The 16840-nt window shown below is 53.1% G+C and carries 17 protein-coding genes and 3 tRNA genes; 16 read left to right on the forward strand and 4 right to left on the reverse strand.

Annotation, left to right across the window (positions count from 1 at the left end; translation table 11 throughout):
• The first annotated feature begins 22 nt into the window (after positions 1-22).
• Positions 23-1585, forward strand: a complete 1563-nt coding sequence (locus tag ACT3TY_RS10330; protein ID WP_444628098.1) for a SpoVR family protein — start codon at positions 23-25, stop codon at positions 1583-1585.
• A gap of 65 nt (positions 1586-1650) precedes the next feature.
• Here ACT3TY_RS10330 and ACT3TY_RS10335 read toward each other — a convergent pair whose 3' ends face one another.
• A complete protein-coding gene (locus ACT3TY_RS10335; protein WP_441678271.1) occupies positions 1651-1965 on the reverse strand; it encodes a high-potential iron-sulfur protein in 315 nt (104 codons plus the stop codon).
• A gap of 277 nt (positions 1966-2242) precedes the next feature.
• Between ACT3TY_RS10335 and ACT3TY_RS10340 the strand changes: the two genes are divergently transcribed.
• Positions 2243-2518: an Lrp/AsnC family transcriptional regulator gene (locus tag ACT3TY_RS10340; protein ID WP_172116086.1), complete on the forward strand. Its 276-nt coding sequence runs from the start codon at positions 2243-2245 to the stop codon at positions 2516-2518.
• A gap of 81 nt (positions 2519-2599) precedes the next feature.
• Positions 2600-3463, forward strand: coding sequence for a DNA/RNA non-specific endonuclease (locus ACT3TY_RS10345; protein WP_444628100.1), 864 nt, complete (start codon positions 2600-2602; stop codon positions 3461-3463).
• A gap of 194 nt (positions 3464-3657) precedes the next feature.
• On the opposite strand, the gene ACT3TY_RS10350 is transcribed toward ACT3TY_RS10345, so the two are convergent.
• From ACT3TY_RS10350 to ACT3TY_RS10360, 3 genes are all read right to left on the reverse strand, one after another.
• Positions 3658-3744 (reverse strand) — tRNA-Leu (locus ACT3TY_RS10350).
• A 41-nt stretch (positions 3745-3785) separates the two neighbouring features.
• Positions 3786-3872 (reverse strand) — tRNA-Leu (locus ACT3TY_RS10355).
• Between the two features lie 78 nt (positions 3873-3950).
• A tRNA-Leu gene (locus ACT3TY_RS10360) sits at positions 3951-4037 on the reverse strand.
• A gap of 33 nt (positions 4038-4070) precedes the next feature.
• Between ACT3TY_RS10360 and ACT3TY_RS10365 the strand changes: the two genes are divergently transcribed.
• From ACT3TY_RS10365 to ACT3TY_RS10425, 13 genes are all read left to right on the forward strand, one after another.
• Positions 4071-4298, forward strand: a complete 228-nt coding sequence (locus ACT3TY_RS10365) for a hypothetical protein (protein WP_441678273.1) — start codon at positions 4071-4073, stop codon at positions 4296-4298.
• Positions 4295-6685 carry a ribonuclease R gene (gene rnr, locus ACT3TY_RS10370; protein WP_192527945.1) on the forward strand — a complete coding sequence of 797 codons (2391 nt, stop codon included), beginning with the start codon at positions 4295-4297 and terminating at the stop codon, positions 6683-6685. Before ACT3TY_RS10365 ends, rnr begins: the two co-directional genes overlap by 4 nt.
• A 2-nt stretch (positions 6686-6687) precedes the next feature.
• A complete protein-coding gene (gene rlmB / locus ACT3TY_RS10375; protein WP_172116090.1) occupies positions 6688-7485 on the forward strand; it encodes a 23S rRNA (guanosine(2251)-2'-O)-methyltransferase RlmB in 798 nt (265 codons plus the stop codon).
• Positions 7486-7725: 240 nt separating this feature from the next.
• Positions 7726-8121: a 30S ribosomal protein S6 gene (gene rpsF / locus ACT3TY_RS10380; RefSeq protein ID WP_087107800.1), complete on the forward strand. Its 396-nt coding sequence runs from the start codon at positions 7726-7728 to the stop codon at positions 8119-8121.
• A 33-nt stretch (positions 8122-8154) separates the two neighbouring features.
• Positions 8155-8382 (forward strand): 30S ribosomal protein S18, encoded by a 228-nt coding sequence (gene rpsR, locus ACT3TY_RS10385; protein ID WP_009097135.1) that lies wholly within the window; start codon positions 8155-8157, stop codon positions 8380-8382.
• A 12-nt stretch (positions 8383-8394) separates the two neighbouring features.
• Entirely contained in the window at positions 8395-9246 is an 852-nt protein-coding gene (locus ACT3TY_RS10390; protein WP_087107798.1) for a hypothetical protein, read from the forward strand.
• Positions 9247-9261: 15 nt separating this feature from the next.
• A complete protein-coding gene (gene rplI, locus ACT3TY_RS10395; protein ID WP_444628101.1) occupies positions 9262-9708 on the forward strand; it encodes a 50S ribosomal protein L9 in 447 nt (148 codons plus the stop codon).
• 248 nt (positions 9709-9956) lie between these two features.
• A complete protein-coding gene (gene dnaB / locus ACT3TY_RS10400; protein WP_172116092.1) occupies positions 9957-11342 on the forward strand; it encodes a replicative DNA helicase in 1386 nt (461 codons plus the stop codon).
• 72 nt (positions 11343-11414) lie between these two features.
• Positions 11415-11708, forward strand: coding sequence for a hypothetical protein (locus ACT3TY_RS10405; protein WP_087107793.1), 294 nt, complete (start codon positions 11415-11417; stop codon positions 11706-11708).
• A gap of 145 nt (positions 11709-11853) precedes the next feature.
• Complete coding sequence (locus ACT3TY_RS10410) at positions 11854-12156, forward strand: DUF6482 family protein (RefSeq protein WP_172116093.1); 303 nt, start codon at positions 11854-11856, stop codon at positions 12154-12156.
• Positions 12157-12583: 427 nt separating this feature from the next.
• A complete protein-coding gene (gene hemH, locus ACT3TY_RS10415; RefSeq protein WP_444628102.1) occupies positions 12584-13663 on the forward strand; it encodes a ferrochelatase in 1080 nt (359 codons plus the stop codon).
• Positions 13664-14050: 387 nt separating this feature from the next.
• On the forward strand, positions 14051-16402 hold the full coding sequence (locus ACT3TY_RS10420; protein WP_444628104.1) for a putative monovalent cation/H+ antiporter subunit A: 2352 nt from the start codon (positions 14051-14053) through the stop codon (positions 16400-16402).
• The gene (locus ACT3TY_RS10425) at positions 16395-16826 is read left to right on the forward strand and encodes a Na+/H+ antiporter subunit B (protein WP_087107785.1); all 432 of its coding nucleotides are present in this window, start codon (positions 16395-16397) and stop codon (positions 16824-16826) included. Before ACT3TY_RS10420 ends, ACT3TY_RS10425 begins: the two co-directional genes overlap by 8 nt.
• Positions 16827-16840: the final 14 nt, after the last annotated feature.

Below are 16840 nucleotides of genomic sequence, written 5' to 3' on the forward strand. Positions count from 1 at the left end.
CGTGCGTGTTGAGGAGTGCGCTATGAATGCATCCCAAAAGCCCATTGCGACCGGTTCTGACTGGAGCTTTAGCGTCCTGGAGCGCTTTAACGACAAGCTCGCAGTACTTGCTGATGAGTACCGCCTGGATACGTACCCCAATCAAATGGAAGTCATCACCACCGAACAGATGATGGATGCCTACGCCAGCGTGGGTATGCCGGTGGGCTACCATCACTGGTCATTTGGTAAGCAGTTTCTGGCCGTTGAGCACGCTTACAAACGCGGCCAAATGGGCTTGGCGTACGAGTTGGTGATTAATTCCAACCCTTGTATTGCCTATTTGATGGAAGAAAACACTCTGATGATGCAGGTGCTGGTCATGGCACATGCCTGCTATGGGCATAATTCCTTCTTCAAGGGCAATTATCTGTTTCGTACCTGGACCGATGCCGAATCGATCGTTGATTATCTGGTGTTTGCACGTCACTACATTGCCAAATGCGAAGAGCGCCATGGCGTCCATGCGGTTGAGCAACTGTTGGATGCGTGCCACGCACTGCAAAATTACGGCGTTGACCGCTATAAACGACCTTCGCCGATCTCGGCTGAAGAGGAGGCCAGGCGCCAGGATGAACGGGAAGCCTACCTGCAAACGCAGGTTAATATGCTGTGGCGTACGATTCCTGAGCCACCTGGCAATGCGTCTCCGCTGCCTGGTAGCCTTAACAGCGACAACGATCCGCTAGGCCTGCACAGCGGCGGAATTTATCCGCCAGAGCCTCAGGAAAATCTGCTCTATTTTATTGAAAAAAATGCCCCGTTATTGGCCCCTTGGCAGCGTGAAATAGTGCGTATTGTGCGCAAGCTGGCGCAGTATTTTTACCCCCAGCGCCAAACTCAGGTTATGAATGAGGGGTGGGCATGCTTTTGGCACTACACATTGATGAACCGCTTGTATGACGAAGGCGATGTTGATGAAGGTCTGATGCTTGAGTTCTTACAGTCCCACGCCGCCGTTATTAATCAACCTGGCTTTGATAGCCCTTACTTCAACGGCATCAATCCGTATGCGTTGGGGTTTGCCATCTTTATGGACATCAAGCGGATATGCGAAGTACCGACCGAGGAAGATTATCAGTGGTTTGCTGATATTGCGGGCACGCCTTGGCGCAGTACGCTTGAATTTGCTATGCGCAACTTTAAGGATGAGTCGTTTATTCAGCAGTTTCTGTCGCCCAAGGTAATGCGCGACCTTAAGCTGTTTTTAATTGTGGATGATGATCAGGCGGAAACGCTCGAAGTGGCGGCTATTCATAATGAACAGGGCTATCGCCGGGTGCGCGATGCGCTTTCTACTCAGTACGCGCTGTCGGTGAAAGAGCCAAATATTCAAGTGGTTGAGGCTGATATCCGGGGCGATCGCTCATTAACACTGCACCACGTGCAGGACGGTCGCCGCCCCCTTGGGCGTAGTGCCTACCCGGTTATTCGGCACCTGCATGAGCTTTGGGGGTTCCCCGTACGCCTGGTTTCCATGGATGAAGGGCGGGTGACGCATCGCTACCGTTGGCCCATAGAGGAGGAAAGTAAAGACAACCCGTAAATGGTCACCGCTTACCGGTGAGTACAGTGAAAAGTCCCTGCGTTTGGCAGGGATGTTTAGCAGCCTTACCCCTGAGCCACCCAGGATTGACACCAGCCACCAGGTTCAACGCTGTTTTCAGGAAACAGCTGGCAGCCTTGATTAGCAGAGGTATAAAACATGCAGTTGTCGCACCGTTCACCTGATGTATAAGCAGGGTGGTCGCTGGCATCACTCGCTTTTTCAACATAGTTCAGCGCTTGGGCACTGGGTGCTGAAGGGGCAAGGCGAGGTAGCGATTGAGCAAAGGCCGTTCTCGATAAAATACCGATGCCCAAGGGGAGGGTTGCCAGCCCCCATACACTGGTGCGTATAAAATGACGGCGGCTCTGATTAGCCATGGTCTCTCCTTATAGGTCACTCTCATTTGACCCTAAATATCGCGTTGTTATCCATCCATGCTAACGAATAGATGCGTGGTGCGCGACTTCTTCGTTCAAGGCAAGGATTTAGAGAGATTTCGTGTCCAGGCTGCGGATTTAACCAGGCCTGTTATACTCCACGCTTTGGCGGCTGTTGACGTTTTTCTTGCGTATTACGCCACTAAACAGGTGTAGACGGTGTGAGTAAAATGACGATAGGCCTCGGTATCACTTACATTTTTTTAGTGAGGGCGCTATGCAAAACGCAGTTATTTTAATTAATACCGAAAAAGGCCAGGTTAAAGCAGTAGCAGAGCGCTTAGCGGACGTGGAAGGCATTAGTGAGGTGTACTCCACCTGTGGGCGTTATGACCTGGTAGCCATCGCGCGTACCCCGAATTTTGAAAGCCTGGCTGAGCTGGTGACCGAGCGCCTTAACGAGGTTGAGGGGATCAGCGATACGGAAACGCTTAACGCCATGCAGGTACATTCACGCCACGACCTTGAAACCATGTTTTCACTAGGCTGGTAATGTGGATATAGGCACCGGCCACCGCAATGGCCGCGTGTCATAAGCGGGCGATAAAAATTAGCGTGTGGGGAGTAGGGGAACGTGGGGATATCGTTTTGGCGCTGGCGTCGAGAGGGGCGGCGTCTGGGCGTCGCTTTGCTGTTTGTGGTCGCGGGAGCGGGGTTATGGGAGTTTCAGGAGCGTCAGCATCAGGATGCGTATACCTGGATGGGCGTTCCCACGTGGGAGAGTTTTCATCCCACCACGTTTCACCGCGTATTACGCAATGAGGGCTATTTAGTTGGCTGGTCGGATGTGCGTGTTAACCCGCTGTGGGTGAGTTACCAGCTGGAGGCGGTGCCGGAAGGGACCCAGATTGGCTCACGGCCCAGTTTTCAAGCGGATTGGCGGACCCTCTGGCCGGTAAAAACCGACAGCTATGCCCGGAGTGGCTATGACCGGGGACATATGGCACCTAACTATGCCATTGCCGCAGTGCACGGGCGCGATGCCCAGGTTGATACGTTTTTGATGAGTAACATGACGCCGCAGCGGCCTAATCTAAATCGCCAGCTATGGCAGCGGTTGGAAGAGTCGGTGATCAATCACTTTGTGCCGCGTTTTGATCGCGTACAGGTGATTACCGGGCCGATATTCCCGGAGCATTTTATGGATAATGTGTTTAATCGGGTGGGGTTTGTCGAAGTGCCAGAGGCGTTCTATAAGATTATTGTTGCCCCACACGATGAGGCACCGCTCGCGCTGGCGTTCATCATGCCCCAGGACGTTCGCGGCAACGAGCCGTTAGATGATTACCTGGTCACTATTAATGACATAGAAGCGCGTACCGGGATTAATTTTTTCCCGGACCTGACACCCGAAATGGAAGCCGTGCTGGAAGGTGAGTTGCGTACGCAAGGATGGGCACTGGAGGAGGTCGCACGGCGACCTGGGCGTTTTCAGTAGCGTAACGTTTTTGATTAACGTAAGTGGACTATTTAATGTGCTTCAGCTGGGGGCGGGAAAGCCCTCAGCGACATCGACGAAATAAGGAGGCTAAATACGACGTAGTAGAACAGCGCAAACGTAGGCGCAATATTCAAAATATGAGGATTAATAATAGAGAGGGTCGTTCAATGATGCGGACGGGACCAACGTAATGGTGCCCAGGAGAGGACTTGAACCTCCACGTCCATACGGACACTAGCACCTGAAGCTAGCGCGTCTACCAATTCCGCCACCTGGGCGCATCATTTGTACTGCGGGTATTTTGCTGATTGTATTCGTATGGTGCCCAGGAGAGGACTTGAACCTCCACGTCCATACGGACACTAGCACCTGAAGCTAGCGCGTCTACCAATTCCGCCACCTGGGCGAATACATATCAAGCATCAACCACATCAACTTGCCGCTGCACCCGCTACTCATGAAAAGAGGATAACATGAGAAAACATGGTGCCCAGAAGAGGACTTGAACCTCCACGTCCATACGGACACTAGCACCTGAAGCTAGCGCGTCTACCAATTCCGCCATCTGGGCAAGTGGCGCGTATGATACCGGGGTGCTGGTTAAATGCAAGACCTGAAAGATAATTTTATGGCGCAAATTGCACAATTGCTGCTTAAGGTGGTTGGGTCATGGAACATGCAGCGCTATACTGGCCCCATGACCAAACAAAATATGACGTTTTTCAGCTTACTGCTTATTAACGCAGTCGCTGACTATCCCTACCTGCAGCGACTATCCGCTGCTGTTTTTGTCCGCCTCCCGCAAATGCAATTAAGGATGTCGATCGCATGAAGTATTGGACGTTGAGTGATGATCCGCACGCCGAGCGCGAGGCGCAAAAATATGATAATCCGGCGCCTAGTCGTGAGTATCTGTTAGCGGCGTTGGAAACGTACGGCAAACCGATTACCCATGAAAATATGAGCCGCATGCTGGGCATCGAGGACGAAGATCACCTTGAGGCCGTTCGCCGCCGGATGGCGGCCATGGAGCGTGATGGTCAAGTGTTGCGTGACCGGCGCGGCGCTTATGCATTAATTGATAAGCTTGATTTGATCAAGGGCAGCGTACTGGGGCACCGGGACGGTTTTGGCTTCTTGATTCGTGATGATGGTAAAAAACCAGATCTGTTGTTACCTCCTCGCCAGATGCGTCGCGTGTTCAGCGGTGACCATGTATTGGTCCGTATCAGCGGCACAGACCGCCGTGGCCGCGACGAAGCGACCATTGCCGATGTAATCGCCCGCAATACGCAAACAATGGTGGGTGTATATCGCAGCAATACGCCGGAATTTGGCATACTGATTCCTGAAAATCCACGTATTACTCAGGAAGTTATTATTCCTCACAGTGCCAGCGCTGGGGCGAAGGATGGCCAGGTGATTTCGGCCAGAATTGTTCAGCAGCCGGCTACCCGCGTGCAGCCTGTGGGTGAAGTGATTGAAGTGTTGGGTGAGCGTATGGACCCTGGCATGGAAATCGATATTGCGATTCGTAGCTACGATATTCCTGCTGAATTTCCGCCTGAGGTGCTGGATCAAACCAGCGGCATTTCAGCGGAAGTGCTGGAGGAAGATAAAAAGCATCGCGTTGACCTGCGAGATACACCGCTGGTTACGATTGATGATGAGTCTGCCAAGGACTTTGATGATGCCGTGTGCGCGTGGCAAACCAAGTCAGGCAGTTGGAAGCTATTAGTCGCGATTGCGGATGTCTCTCACTATGTGCGTCCGGGAACGGCGCTGGATAATGAAGCCCGCACGCGGGGTAACTCGGTGTATTTCCCGGGGCAGGTGGTGCCCATGCTGCCGGAGCTTTTATCCAACGGTCTTTGTTCGCTCAATCCGAACGTGGATCGTCTGGTCATGGTCTGCGAGATGAATATCTCCAAGACTGGGGCGATTAGCCGCTACTCCTTCTATGAAGCCGTGATGAACTCTCATGCTCGCCTCACTTATAACAGCGTGGCGGCGATGCTTGATAACGAGAGCGAAGAGGGTAATGCGCTGCGTGAGGAACACCGCGAGCTGGTGAAGCCGCTGCAAAACCTGCATGAGCTTTATCACTTGCTACGCGGGGCTCGTGAAACGCGTGGCGCGATTGATTTTGATACCACTGAAACGGCGATCATTTTCAACGACGAGCGCAAGATCGAAAAAATTGTGCCGCGTAAGCGTAACGATGCGCACAAGTTAATTGAGGAGTGCATGCTGGCCGCGAACGTTGCGACCGCACGTTTTCTTGATAAGCACGATCTGCCCGCGCTGTACCGTATTCATGAGCGGCCAACGCCTGAGCGATTGGATAAGCTGCGCTTGTTCCTGAACGAGCTGGGCCTTTCCGTGGGTGGCGGCGATATGCCTACCCCGCAGGATTATCAGGCGCTTCGTGAGGCAATTGTTGATCGCCCTGATGCCGATATTATCCAGACGGTCATGCTACGCTCCATGAACCAGGCGGTGTACTCACCGCAGAATGAAGGTCACTTCGGCTTGGCATACCAGGCGTATGCGCACTTTACGTCGCCGATTCGTCGTTATCCTGATCTGCTCGTGCACCGTGCCATTCGTTCGGTCATTCGGGGGCCGCGTCAAACCAATACCGTCGTGCGCGTTGACGGAGCGCCGGTCGATCCGCCGAGCAAATGGTGCCCTTATACATTTGAGCAGATGCTTGAACTTGGCGAACACTGCTCAATGACTGAGCGTCGCGCCGATGAAGCGACCCGTGATGTAGAAAGCTGGCTGAAGTGCGAGTTTATGTCCGACAAGCTGGGCGAAACCTTTGAAGGCACGATTGCATCGGTTACCCAGTTTGGCTTGTTTGTGCGTCTGGATGCGTTCTATGTCGAAGGCCTGGTGCATGTGACGTCGCTGCCGTCGGATTATTATCACTATGAGGCAGAGAAGCATCGCCTGAAAGGCGAGCGTACCGGAACCACCTATCGCTTGGGTGATGGCTTGACGGTGCAAGTGGCGCGCGTCGATATGGACGACCGGAAAATTGATTTCAGTTTGACCGACGATAAGCCTCGCCCGCGCCGCCAGCCGCGTAAACGCCGCAGTGGTGACACTAATGAAGCGGCCGCTCCCAAGAGCGACGCTGCGCCCAAGAAAGATAAGCCATCTACGCGTCGTGGCCCGCGACGTACGCGTCAGTCAACGCCCAGGAGAAGTTAAGTATGAAATCGGCGTCGTCTCGACGTGGTGCACGTACTACGGTACGTACGCCGGATGGGCTGGACCAGGTCTATGGTACCCACGCCTTGCAAAGTTTGTTGGAGCGCGGTGAAACGCCGCGCGAGCTATGGGTTCAGCAAGGAGCCGGTAGTCGCTTGGCCGAAGTGGTTGCTCAGGCGCAAGCGCGTGGTGCGCGAATTAAAGAGCAGCCGCGTGACCTGCTGGACCAGTTGACTCAAGGGGCTGCGCATCAGGGAGTGGTGGCGTTCTGCCCGCCACTTACGCCTGAAGGCGAAGAGTCCTTGTGGTTAAAGCTGCGTGCCTGGCAGGCGCCAACGCCGCCACTTTTGCTAGTGCTGGATGGCGTGACAGACGTACATAACTTTGGTGCCTGCTTGCGCAGCGCCGATGCCGCTGGGGCACATGGCGTTATTGTGGCAAAAGACAAGGCCGCACCGCTAAATGCAACCGTGCGTAAAGTGGCTTGCGGTGCTGCCGAGGTAGTGCCGGTTTATCAGGTCACCAACATGGCGCGTACGCTTGCCAAGCTTAAAGATGCCGGCGTATGGATTACCGGTACAGCAGGTGAAGCCCAGGCTAGTGTATTTGACATCGATTTGACCGGCCCTACTGCGCTAGTAATGGGAGCAGAAGGGAAGGGCATGCGGCGTTTAACCCGGGAAGCCTGCGATAACCTGGCCAAGCTACCTATGGCAGGGCAGGTTTCAAGCCTTAATGTCTCTGTGGCTACCGGGATTTGTTTGTTTGAGGCAGTACGACAACGCCAGCTTGCAAGTTAACCCTGTGCCCACTAGAATACCTGCGCCCGTTTGTCTACAGGCGGGCGCAGATGTTTACGTTGGTTAAATGCCAGTACGTTGGTTAGATACCGTACGTTAGTTGAACACCAGTTCTGCTTAATGCCTTAAATTGCCGTTTGGCGGTAAGTTAGGTGCATTTCAGTAACTCCTTGCTTCCCTGTCGTCGTTCTCGCTTGTGCGGGGCACACACCGGAAGCTGTCAAACCGCAAGGAGATCTCATGCGTCATTATGAAATCGTGTTTATGGTCCACCCGGATCAGAGCGAGCAAGTGCCGGCTATGGTCGAGCGCTACACCAGCATCGTTACTGAAAACGCTGGTACTGTACATCGTCTTGAAGATTGGGGCCGTCGTCACCTGGCTTACCCGATCAACAAGATTCACAAAGCCCACTACGTGCTGATGAACGTTGAATGTACTGGCGAGACGCTCGAAGAAATCGAGAACATCTTCCGCTTCAACGATGCCATCATCCGCAGCCTGGTTGTACGCTGCAAGGAAGCGGTTACTGAAGCTTCTCCGATGATGAAGCCGGCAGAAGAGAAGCGTCCGCGTCGCGAAGACAAGTCGCGCGCTGATGAGTCCGAGTCTGATTCAGACGTCGAAACTGCCTGATTCTATCCACTGCACGTTTTAAGGAGCTAATCCATGGCACGTTTTTTCCGTCGCCGTAAGTTTTGCCGCTTCACTGCTGAAGGCGTCAAGCAGATCGACTATAAAGATCTGGACACCCTGAAAGCCTATATCACTGAAACTGGCAAGATCGTTCCGAGCCGTATCACCGGCACTAAAGCACGCTACCAGCGTCAGCTGGCGACTGCTATCAAGCGTTCGCGCTACCTGGCGCTGCTGCCCTACTCCGATAGCCACCAGTAAGCGTTTAACGTGATGCTGGCACTGGCAAGATGGCTAATGCGAGGGCTGCCTTACGCCGTAGGCGGGGCAGCGCTGGCCACGTTAGTGCCGTGGCTGTTTTGGTTAGGTGCTGCTATTGCTGCTTTGGTAACCCTGCGTAAAGGCTTTGCACCTGCGCTACCGGTTATTATCGCAGCGGCGCTACCCGCCGGTTTTTGGTGGTCGCAAGGCGACGTTATCCCGCTGGCCAGCGTATTGCTGGTAACGCTGATGGCGGTTGTCTTGCGTGAAAGGATGCGTTGGAGTGAAGCGTTGCTGGCGGGCACCTTCGTGGCTGCAGCAATGGTACAGTTCGGCATCTTTAGCCTGCCAGGCGACATGGGGCCAATGCTTGAGCAACTACGACAAGGCTCTCCGGACGTTGATCGTATGCTCACAGAGTTGGCTAATCAGGGGTACGATACCCAAATGCTGGCTGCCATTGTGGTAGGGGGCGTTACGGGGCTTGTGGTTCTGATTGCGTCGATTGCATGTTTAGCCTTGGCGCGAAGCTGGCAAGCGGGGTTATATAACCCGGGCGGGTTTCGTGAAGAGTTTCATGCGTTACGACTCGCACCTAAAGAGCTTGCCGTGTTAGCGGTGCTTTGTGTGGTCGGCATGATGCTTGGGGGGCATGCGTTAGCAGTACTCGGCTGGATACCACTACTCGTTGCCGGCATTGCGTTAGTGCATGGTTATATTGGATTAAAGGGGATGAACGGGCTGTGGCTGGTAGCATTTTATGTGCTGCTGATCACGACCTGGCCCACGATTCTCATTGTGCTGCTGTTGGGGCTGATTGATACATTCGCGAACATTCGCGCACGCCTTGCCCGCGGCAACTGACAAGAGGTTTACGAGATGGAAGTCATTCTGCTCGACAACATTGGTAAGCTGGGCGGCCTGGGTGACAAGGTCACTGTTAAGCCTGGTTATGGTCGTAACTACCTGGTGCCTTACGGTTTAGCCGTACCGGCCACCAAAGAGAACGTTGACGCGTTCCAGGCACAGCGTGCTGAGCTTGAAGCTCAAGCGGCTGAGCGTAAAGCAGAAGCCCAAGCCCGCGCTGAGCAGCTGAACGACATCGAGCTTTCGCTTGTGTCTAAAGCTGGCGACGAAGGCAAGCTGTTTGGTTCTATCGGTCCTCGTGATCTGGCCGACGCTATTTCCTCTGCTGGCATCGATGTTGCCAAGAGCGAAGTGCGTATGCCGCAAGGCCCGATTCGTCAAACTGGCGAATACGACATCGACCTCCACTTGCATGCAGAAGTGGACGCCGTTGTTCGCGTGGTAGTCGTCGCAGAGTAAACTTTGCAGCTGCTATTTACGCCAAAAGGGCGCGGGATTTCCCGCGCCCTTTGCTATTTAAGCCCTGTGTTATTTAAGCCCTGTGCTATTTAAAGAAGGTCTATTTCCAAGCGGCTAGTGGTTTATTGAAAGCCCCGAGCGTTTAGAAATAACCCTTTATGCGATGACCTACCGGTGGTTGCTAACGGTTTGTCCGATTAAGATAGTGGTCTTTGTCGGCTATGCTGCACTATTGAAAGGAGCTCGCTATGGACCAGCCTTCTGCTGATCAGGAAACGGCAGCGCTGAAGCTGCCGCCGCATTCGCTGGAGGCGGAGCAGTCGGTGTTAGGCGGGCTAATGCTGGATAATCAGGCGTGGGATACGGTTTCCGAGCGCCTGGTAGCCGATGACTTTTATCGTTATGAGCACCGTTTGGTGTTTAACGTCATGATTCATCTGGCGGAGTCTGGACAACCCCTTGATGTCATCACCTTGTCTGAAGCGCTTGAAGAGCGAGATCACCTGGATACCGTGGGTGGCTTGGCTTTCCTGGCGGAGCTTGCCCGCAATACGCCTTCGGCGAGCAATATTCGCGCCTATGCGGATATTGTGCGTGAGCGGGCAACGCTTAGAAAGCTGATTCGAGCGGCGAATCAGATTGCAGAAGGCGCCTTTGCCCCCCAAGGGCGGCCAGCCGATGAGCTGCTTAATGAAGCTGAGCGGTTGGTTTTTCAGATTGCCGAAGAGCGCCCTAAAACGGGTGGCCCAATTGGCATGAGCGAGCTTCTCACCAAAGCGGTTGATCGCATTGATGAACTCTTCAACCTGAAGGGCGAAATGACGGGGCTATCAACCGGCTTTCGTGATCTGGATGAGATGACGTCAGGGCTTCAGCCTTCGGACCTGGTCATCATTGCCGGGCGTCCCTCCATGGGTAAAACCACGTTTGCGATGAACCTGGTCGAACACGCGGTTATCTCCAGCGATAAGCCCGTGATGGTGTTCTCCATGGAGATGCCGGCTGAATCGCTAATGCTCAGGGTGCTGTCATCGCTTGGACGCATCGACCAAACCCGCGTACGTTCGGGGCAGTTGGAGGATGAAGATTGGCCGCGCCTAACGTCGGCGGTCAATCTGCTTAAAGACAAGCAGCTCTTTATCGATGACACCGCTGCGCTTTCACCTAATGAAATGCGCTCGCGCTTGCGCCGTGTCGTGCGTGAGCACGGCAATATGTCGCTGATCATGATCGACTACCTTCAGCTGATGCAGATCCCCGGTTTTTCTGAAAACCGCACGGGGGAGATATCGGAAATTTCGCGCTCGCTAAAAGGCTTGGCGAAAGAGTTTAAATGTCCGGTAGTGGCGCTTTCTCAGCTTAACCGCTCGCTGGAGCAGCGCCCCAACAAGCGCCCGGTTATGTCTGACTTGCGGGAATCAGGCGCCATCGAGCAGGATGCGGACGTTATCGCCTTCGTCTATCGTGATGAGGTGTATAACCAGGATAATCCAGATAATCAGGGCTTGGCTGAACTCATTATCGGTAAGCAGCGTAACGGGCCTATCGGAACGGTGCATATGGCGTTTATCGGCAAATATACCCGTTTTGAAGACCTGGCTCCCGACAGCTATGGCGAAGCTTTTGGTGACTAGAGTGAGGGTGTGACCAGCATCACGTCCTTGATATATTGAGCATACGGAAAAAAGAACGAACGGGAGTAATTCATGGCAGGTGGTTTTCGGCGTGGTAATCGTCAGCGTCTTCCCAAGCTTCAAGGGCGCGGAGAACTTCAGGAATTAGAGCGCGAAGGGCCTTTTAAAGAGTGGCTGGGTATGCCAGACCTTTATCGCTATCAGCTGGTCGTTGATGGTGAGAAGTACAGCTATCAAACAGAAGATGCTGAGCTTCCGGTCGCTATCGGCGATAACGTGGTATTTCGCTACAAAGAGACCAAGGGCGGTAACTGGATTGATCGTAACTCGCTTGGTAAGGCGATTGATCCTTCTGAATATCAGTAGCTTGGCTGTGTTAATAGACTGATAGCCTGGAAACCTCCTGAAAAGTTGCCCTCTTGGTCAATAAGTGCCAATGTAAGGTAACAGGAATGTAATAGGACGCAGTCATGCTGGGTCCTATTGTTGTATCCAATAACAGGAGGGAATCATGGAACTGAAAGCACTTAAACAGTTCGTCGATAGCCACGATAATTTCGAAATTCGCGTTATTACGCATTCGGGTAGTCGTTTTTATCAGCTTGAGCTTGAAGATGTAGAAGGCGCGCGGCATATGCTCACCCAACGTGGTAAGCCCATGCTGTTTCGCTCGTTAGATGATGTGTATTTGGAACTAAAACGTGCGGGTATTCATCGCGCGTATCTGGTTCAGCATGTGCCTCAGGACGAAGTTATTGGTCGTGACGCGCATTACAGCGAGCCGCTAGCCTCACGAATGCCGCTGGTTTTTTAAAAAGCGGTTGATGAATCACTCTGTGTATTTACTGAATGCACACACAACAGTTAGCGTAACGTTTTTCCCACCCTCGCCTAAACCCTAATGCGGTGACAGGCAAAGAAACAGCAGCCTGCATTCATCTCCTCTTGCAGGCTCGGTAGCAACAAAGCCCTACCAGCATCCTGGCCAGCGCACTGCTTTAACCGCTTAACTTGCCTCTATTCGCCGTGCTTTCCAGGTGTTTTGCTTCTGACCACCTTGCCGCTATTTTTTAAGTATCTTCGATCTGTGCTTAAAGCGTATTTGAAGTAAGGCGCGGGGCGGCGGGGTGCCACTTTACCGGTGGTTATACAAATGATGTTGATAGTATAACTTTATGCCGCGCCTTATCGAAAAGTGTTAAGATTTTTGATAATTAGAAGCCGTCTTTGGAGTAAGCGTAATGACCGATAGCGTTGTGGTGGACCAGCCGGGCGAAGGCCGCTTGGCCCATGCATCCAGTGATCATCCGGCCGTGCCGCGGGCAAAAGTAGGTGTAGTTCTGGCTAACCTGGGGACGCCCGATGCCACTGATTATTGGTCGATGCGACGTTATTTAAGTGAGTTTCTCTCCGACAAGCGGGTAGTCGATTATCCCGATTGGAAGTGGCAGCCGCTTCTGCAACTGATTATTTTATCCAAGCGGCCTTTTTCGTCGGGTAAAGCGTATAAAAGCATTTGGAACACCGAACAAAACGAAAGCCCGCTACTCACGATCACGCGGGCGCAAACCGAAAAACTGACGGAGCAGCTTAAGGCCTTATACGGCGACAACGTTGAAGTGGATTTCTGTATGCGCTACGGCAATCCTTCAACGCGCAGTGTGCTCACGCAGATGAAAAAAAAGGGCTGTGAGAAGATTGTTTTCTTTCCGCTCTATCCACAGTACGCCTCGCCGACCACTGCAACCGCCAATGACGAGGCGTTTCGCGCCTTAATGAAGATGAAGTGGCAACCCTCTATTCGTACGGTGCCCGCCTATTTTGATCACCCTGCTTATCTACAGGCACTGGCTAATTCAGTAACAGATGTTTACGCCGAACTTGAGACGCGGCCCACCAAGTTAGTTGCCAGCTACCACGGCGTGCCTGAGCGCTATTTGATGCAAGGCGACCCCTACTATTGCCAGTGCCAGAAAACCACACGGCTCCTGCGAGAAACGCTAGGCTTTAGCCAAGAGGAGGTGGATACCGCCTTTCAATCACAGTTTGGTCCTGAAAAGTGGGTGGGGCCTGCAACGGTCGAGCACGTAGCCGCGCTTGCCAAGCAGGGCCATAAACATATTGCGATTTTATCGCCTGCTTTCTCCTCCGACTGTGTAGAAACGTTAGAAGAAATCAAGGAGGAGATCCGCGATAGCTTTATGGAAGCAGGCGGCGAAACGTTTAGTTACATTCCCTGCTTAAACGATCGTAATGATCACATAAAGGCGCTGCTGAACATCGTAAATAACGAGCTTTTGGGTTGGCTTCCACGGTCGTAATGAGCCGATAATCAAGGCGTTATAAATGGCGATGAAGTAACGATAAGCACGCTATCTATTTGATTTTGAATGATTGCCTGGTAACAGGCAGTGGCCTGTTATAGAGTCTACGACTTTATGATCACCTCGCGTGTTTAAAATAGGCGCTGTTACTCTACGGCTTTCAGCGTGCTCGTTAAAATCTGGTCCGAGCGCTTAAGACAGAGCGCTTAAGACAGAGTGCTTGAGAGAGGGTGCTTGAGAGAGGGTGCTTGAGAGAGGGTGCTTGAGACAGAGCAGTTAAGAGAGAGCAGTGAACAGGGATGATGATCGCTACTCACCGCGAGAGGTATTGATGCTCAACGAACCCGCTTCATCATGGGGCAGATACACAGGAGATATCGCTAGATGCAATTCGCCGTTTTGATGGGGTTTGTATTAGCCGCGTTGGCACCACTTATGCAGCGCTGGTTTGCAGACCGTACGAGTTTGGTATTGGCCCTTTTTCCTGCGCTCATCGCTGCGTGGCTGTTTTCTCAAGCACCCACAATCATCAATGACGGCCCGCTGCTAATGGAGTGGCAGTGGGTGCCTTCGTTAGGTATCAGCCTCACCTTTATGCTGGATGGGTTGTCCTTACTGTTCGGCTTGTTAATCAGCGTTATTGGCGCATGCGTGTTGGTGTATGCGGGGAGTTACTTAAAAGGCCACCCGGAGATCGCCCGGTTTCATATCGCGCTGATGGCTTTTATGGTGTCCATGCTGGGGCTGGTGTTGGCCGATGGGCTGATCACACTGTTTATTTTTTGGGAGTTAACCAGCGTTACTTCGTACCTGCTGATCGGGTTTAACCATACCGATATGCAGGCGCGTAAGTCGGCTCGCCAAGGGCTTTTTGTCACTTTTGCAGGTGGACTTGCGTTGATGGCCGGGCTTATCTTGCTGGGCATCGCCAGCGACCAGTGGTCGTTAACCGATATTCGCGCCATGGAAACCGACCTGCGAGAGCATGCCCTTTATACGCCCATGCTCATCTGTTTGCTGTTGGGCGCCTTCACTAAATCAGCTCAGTTTCCCTTTCATTTCTGGCTGCCCAACGCCATGGCAGCCCCTACACCTGTCTCGGCTTATTTGCACTCCGCCACCATGGTGAAAGCCGGTATATACCTCATGGCAAGGCTTCAGCCTGAACTGGGTGGAACGGCACTCTGGATAAGCATCCTCTCTGTGGTGGGCGCAATCACGCTGCTGTTGGGCGCTTTCCTGGCGCTTCATCACACGAACATTAAAAAGCTGCTGGCTTACTCAACCATTATGGCGCTCGGCACATTGACGATGCTGCTGGGCATTGGCACCGAGTACGCCATGACAGCATTCGTAACTTTTTTGCTCGCACACTCCCTGTACAAGGGGGCGCTGTTCATGGTGGCCGGTATTCTCGATCATGAAACGGGCACCAAGGATGTCACCGCAATGGGCGGGTTAAGGTCTTTGATGCCGGTGACGGCCACCATTGCATTGATAGCGGCGCTATCACTTGCAGGGGTGCCGCCGTTGCTTGGTTTTATTGGCAAAGAGCTTAAGTTTGAAGCGGTGCTGGGCGCAGGGGATTTTCAAGGCTTGCTCGTCGTGTTCGCATTTGTCAGCGCGATTATGACTATCGCCGTGGCGGCGATTGTTGCGCTACGGCCTTTCTACGGCAAGCGTCACGAAACCCCAAAAACGCCGCATGAAGCACCTTTCGGCATGTTAATGGGGCCCGCACTGCTAAGCGTAGGCTCGCTGGTTTTTGGTCTGGCGCCCGCCATGTTTGGCGTTGACGCTCTTTTAACGTCAGCGGCAAGTGCGGTGGCGGGGCAGCCGAGCGAGGTGGCGTTGTCACTTTGGTACGGCGTTAATGCGGCGCTGATAATGTCCGTTGTTAGTCTGGGGTTGGGCTTTTTGCTGTTCAAGTACTGGGACAATGTACGAGGCAAGCTAACGCTGCTGGCCCCTGTTATGCGCTACGGCCCGGAAGCGGGCTATGAAGGCTTGTTAAATGGCCTGGTTCGGTTTGCGGAATGGCAAACCCGTGTGCTGCAAAATGGCTATATGCGCAACTATATTTTGGTCATGCTGGTCGTGCTGATTACGCTGTTGGGCAACTCCATTCTGGTACGCCACTCTCCGCTGTTAGCCTTTGAACTTGATGTACGGTTTCATGAGGCTATCGTCGTCGGCACAATGGTGATGGGCGCCCTATATGCAACAATCACCCGCTCCCGGCTGGGTGCTGTCGTGTCAGTGGGTATTATGGGGTTCTCAATCGCGCTGGTCTTTATTCTTTTCAGCGCCCCTGATCTTGGGATTACCCAGCTTCTGGTTGAAACGCTCACGGTTATTTTACTGGTGCTGGTACTGTTCAGGCTGCCTCGCTTCTCGCATCTCTCGACCAGTCTGGAGCGTATTCGCGATGGCTCGGTAGCTGCGATGATGGGGATATTGATTTTCCTTCTGATCATGACGGCCTGGAGTATTAACCAGTTCGAGTCCATTTCTACCTATATGGTTGAAAACAGCGCACCGCTCGCTTTTGGCCGCAACATCGTCAATGTCATTTTGGTGGATTACCGGGCGCTGGATACGTTGGGCGAGATGTTTGTACTGGCGCTAGCCGCCATTGGCGTTATCGCTATGCTGAAGCTGCGCCATGAGCCAGAAAGCGCTAAGCCCACCAATGACCGCGGGAATACTGATAGCAGGGAGCCGTACGATGGTTAAATCGGGAACGATTATTTTAAACACGGCGGCCCGCTTTCTAATGCCGCTACAGCTCATGTTTTCGATATTTTTGCTGCTTCGTGGACACGACGAGCCCGGCGGTGGGTTTATTGCAGGGTTAGTAGCGGCGGGGGCGTTTACCTTGTACCTGCTGGCGTTTGGCGTCAGTGCCACAAAAGAGGTTTTACGGATGGTCGACCCTCGCGACTTGATTGGCGTGGGGCTGTTGTTAGGCATGATTTCTGTTGTACCTGCCTGGTTTATGGGTCAGCCGTTTTTAACCGCGCAGTGGTGGACCATTCCGGTTATTGATTTTAAAGCCTCCACCCCGCTGATTTTTGATATTGGCGTTTACTTGGCGGTGTTGGGGGCGGTGATTGGCATGGTGATGGCGTTGATGGAGGTGGATAAGGATGAGCCTTAACATAGCAGGAGGAT

This window comes from Halomonas sp. AOP22-C1-8, from assembly GCF_052378905.1.
Lineage (GTDB): Bacteria > Pseudomonadota > Gammaproteobacteria > Pseudomonadales > Halomonadaceae > Vreelandella > Vreelandella citrativorans.

Bases quoted from the DNA above. Each gene is read 5' to 3' on its own strand.
- ACT3TY_RS10340 (WP_172116086.1), top strand. From the start codon at position 2,243: ATGCAAAACGCAGTTATTTTAATTAATACCGAAAAAGGCCAGGTTAAA.
- ACT3TY_RS10330 (WP_444628098.1), top strand. From the start codon at position 23: ATGAATGCATCCCAAAAGCCCATTGCGACCGGTTCTGACTGGAGCTTT.
- rnr (WP_192527945.1), top strand. From the start codon at position 4,295: ATGAAGTATTGGACGTTGAGTGATGATCCGCACGCCGAGCGCGAGGCG.
- ACT3TY_RS10365 (WP_441678273.1), top strand. From the start codon at position 4,071: ATGCAAGACCTGAAAGATAATTTTATGGCGCAAATTGCACAATTGCTG.
- rlmB (WP_172116090.1), top strand. From the start codon at position 6,688: ATGAAATCGGCGTCGTCTCGACGTGGTGCACGTACTACGGTACGTACG.
- ACT3TY_RS10420 (WP_444628104.1), top strand. From the start codon at position 14,051: ATGCAATTCGCCGTTTTGATGGGGTTTGTATTAGCCGCGTTGGCACCA.
- rpsF (WP_087107800.1), top strand. From the start codon at position 7,726: ATGCGTCATTATGAAATCGTGTTTATGGTCCACCCGGATCAGAGCGAG.
- ACT3TY_RS10410 (WP_172116093.1), top strand. From the start codon at position 11,854: ATGGAACTGAAAGCACTTAAACAGTTCGTCGATAGCCACGATAATTTC.
- dnaB (WP_172116092.1), top strand. From the start codon at position 9,957: ATGGACCAGCCTTCTGCTGATCAGGAAACGGCAGCGCTGAAGCTGCCG.
- rpsR (WP_009097135.1), top strand. From the start codon at position 8,155: ATGGCACGTTTTTTCCGTCGCCGTAAGTTTTGCCGCTTCACTGCTGAA.
- hemH (WP_444628102.1), top strand. From the start codon at position 12,584: ATGACCGATAGCGTTGTGGTGGACCAGCCGGGCGAAGGCCGCTTGGCC.
- ACT3TY_RS10405 (WP_087107793.1), top strand. From the start codon at position 11,415: ATGGCAGGTGGTTTTCGGCGTGGTAATCGTCAGCGTCTTCCCAAGCTT.
- rplI (WP_444628101.1), top strand. From the start codon at position 9,262: ATGGAAGTCATTCTGCTCGACAACATTGGTAAGCTGGGCGGCCTGGGT.
- ACT3TY_RS10390 (WP_087107798.1), top strand. From the start codon at position 8,395: ATGCTGGCACTGGCAAGATGGCTAATGCGAGGGCTGCCTTACGCCGTA.
- ACT3TY_RS10425 (WP_087107785.1), top strand. From the start codon at position 16,395: ATGGTTAAATCGGGAACGATTATTTTAAACACGGCGGCCCGCTTTCTA.
- ACT3TY_RS10335 (WP_441678271.1), bottom strand. From the start codon at position 1,965: ATGGCTAATCAGAGCCGCCGTCATTTTATACGCACCAGTGTATGGGGG.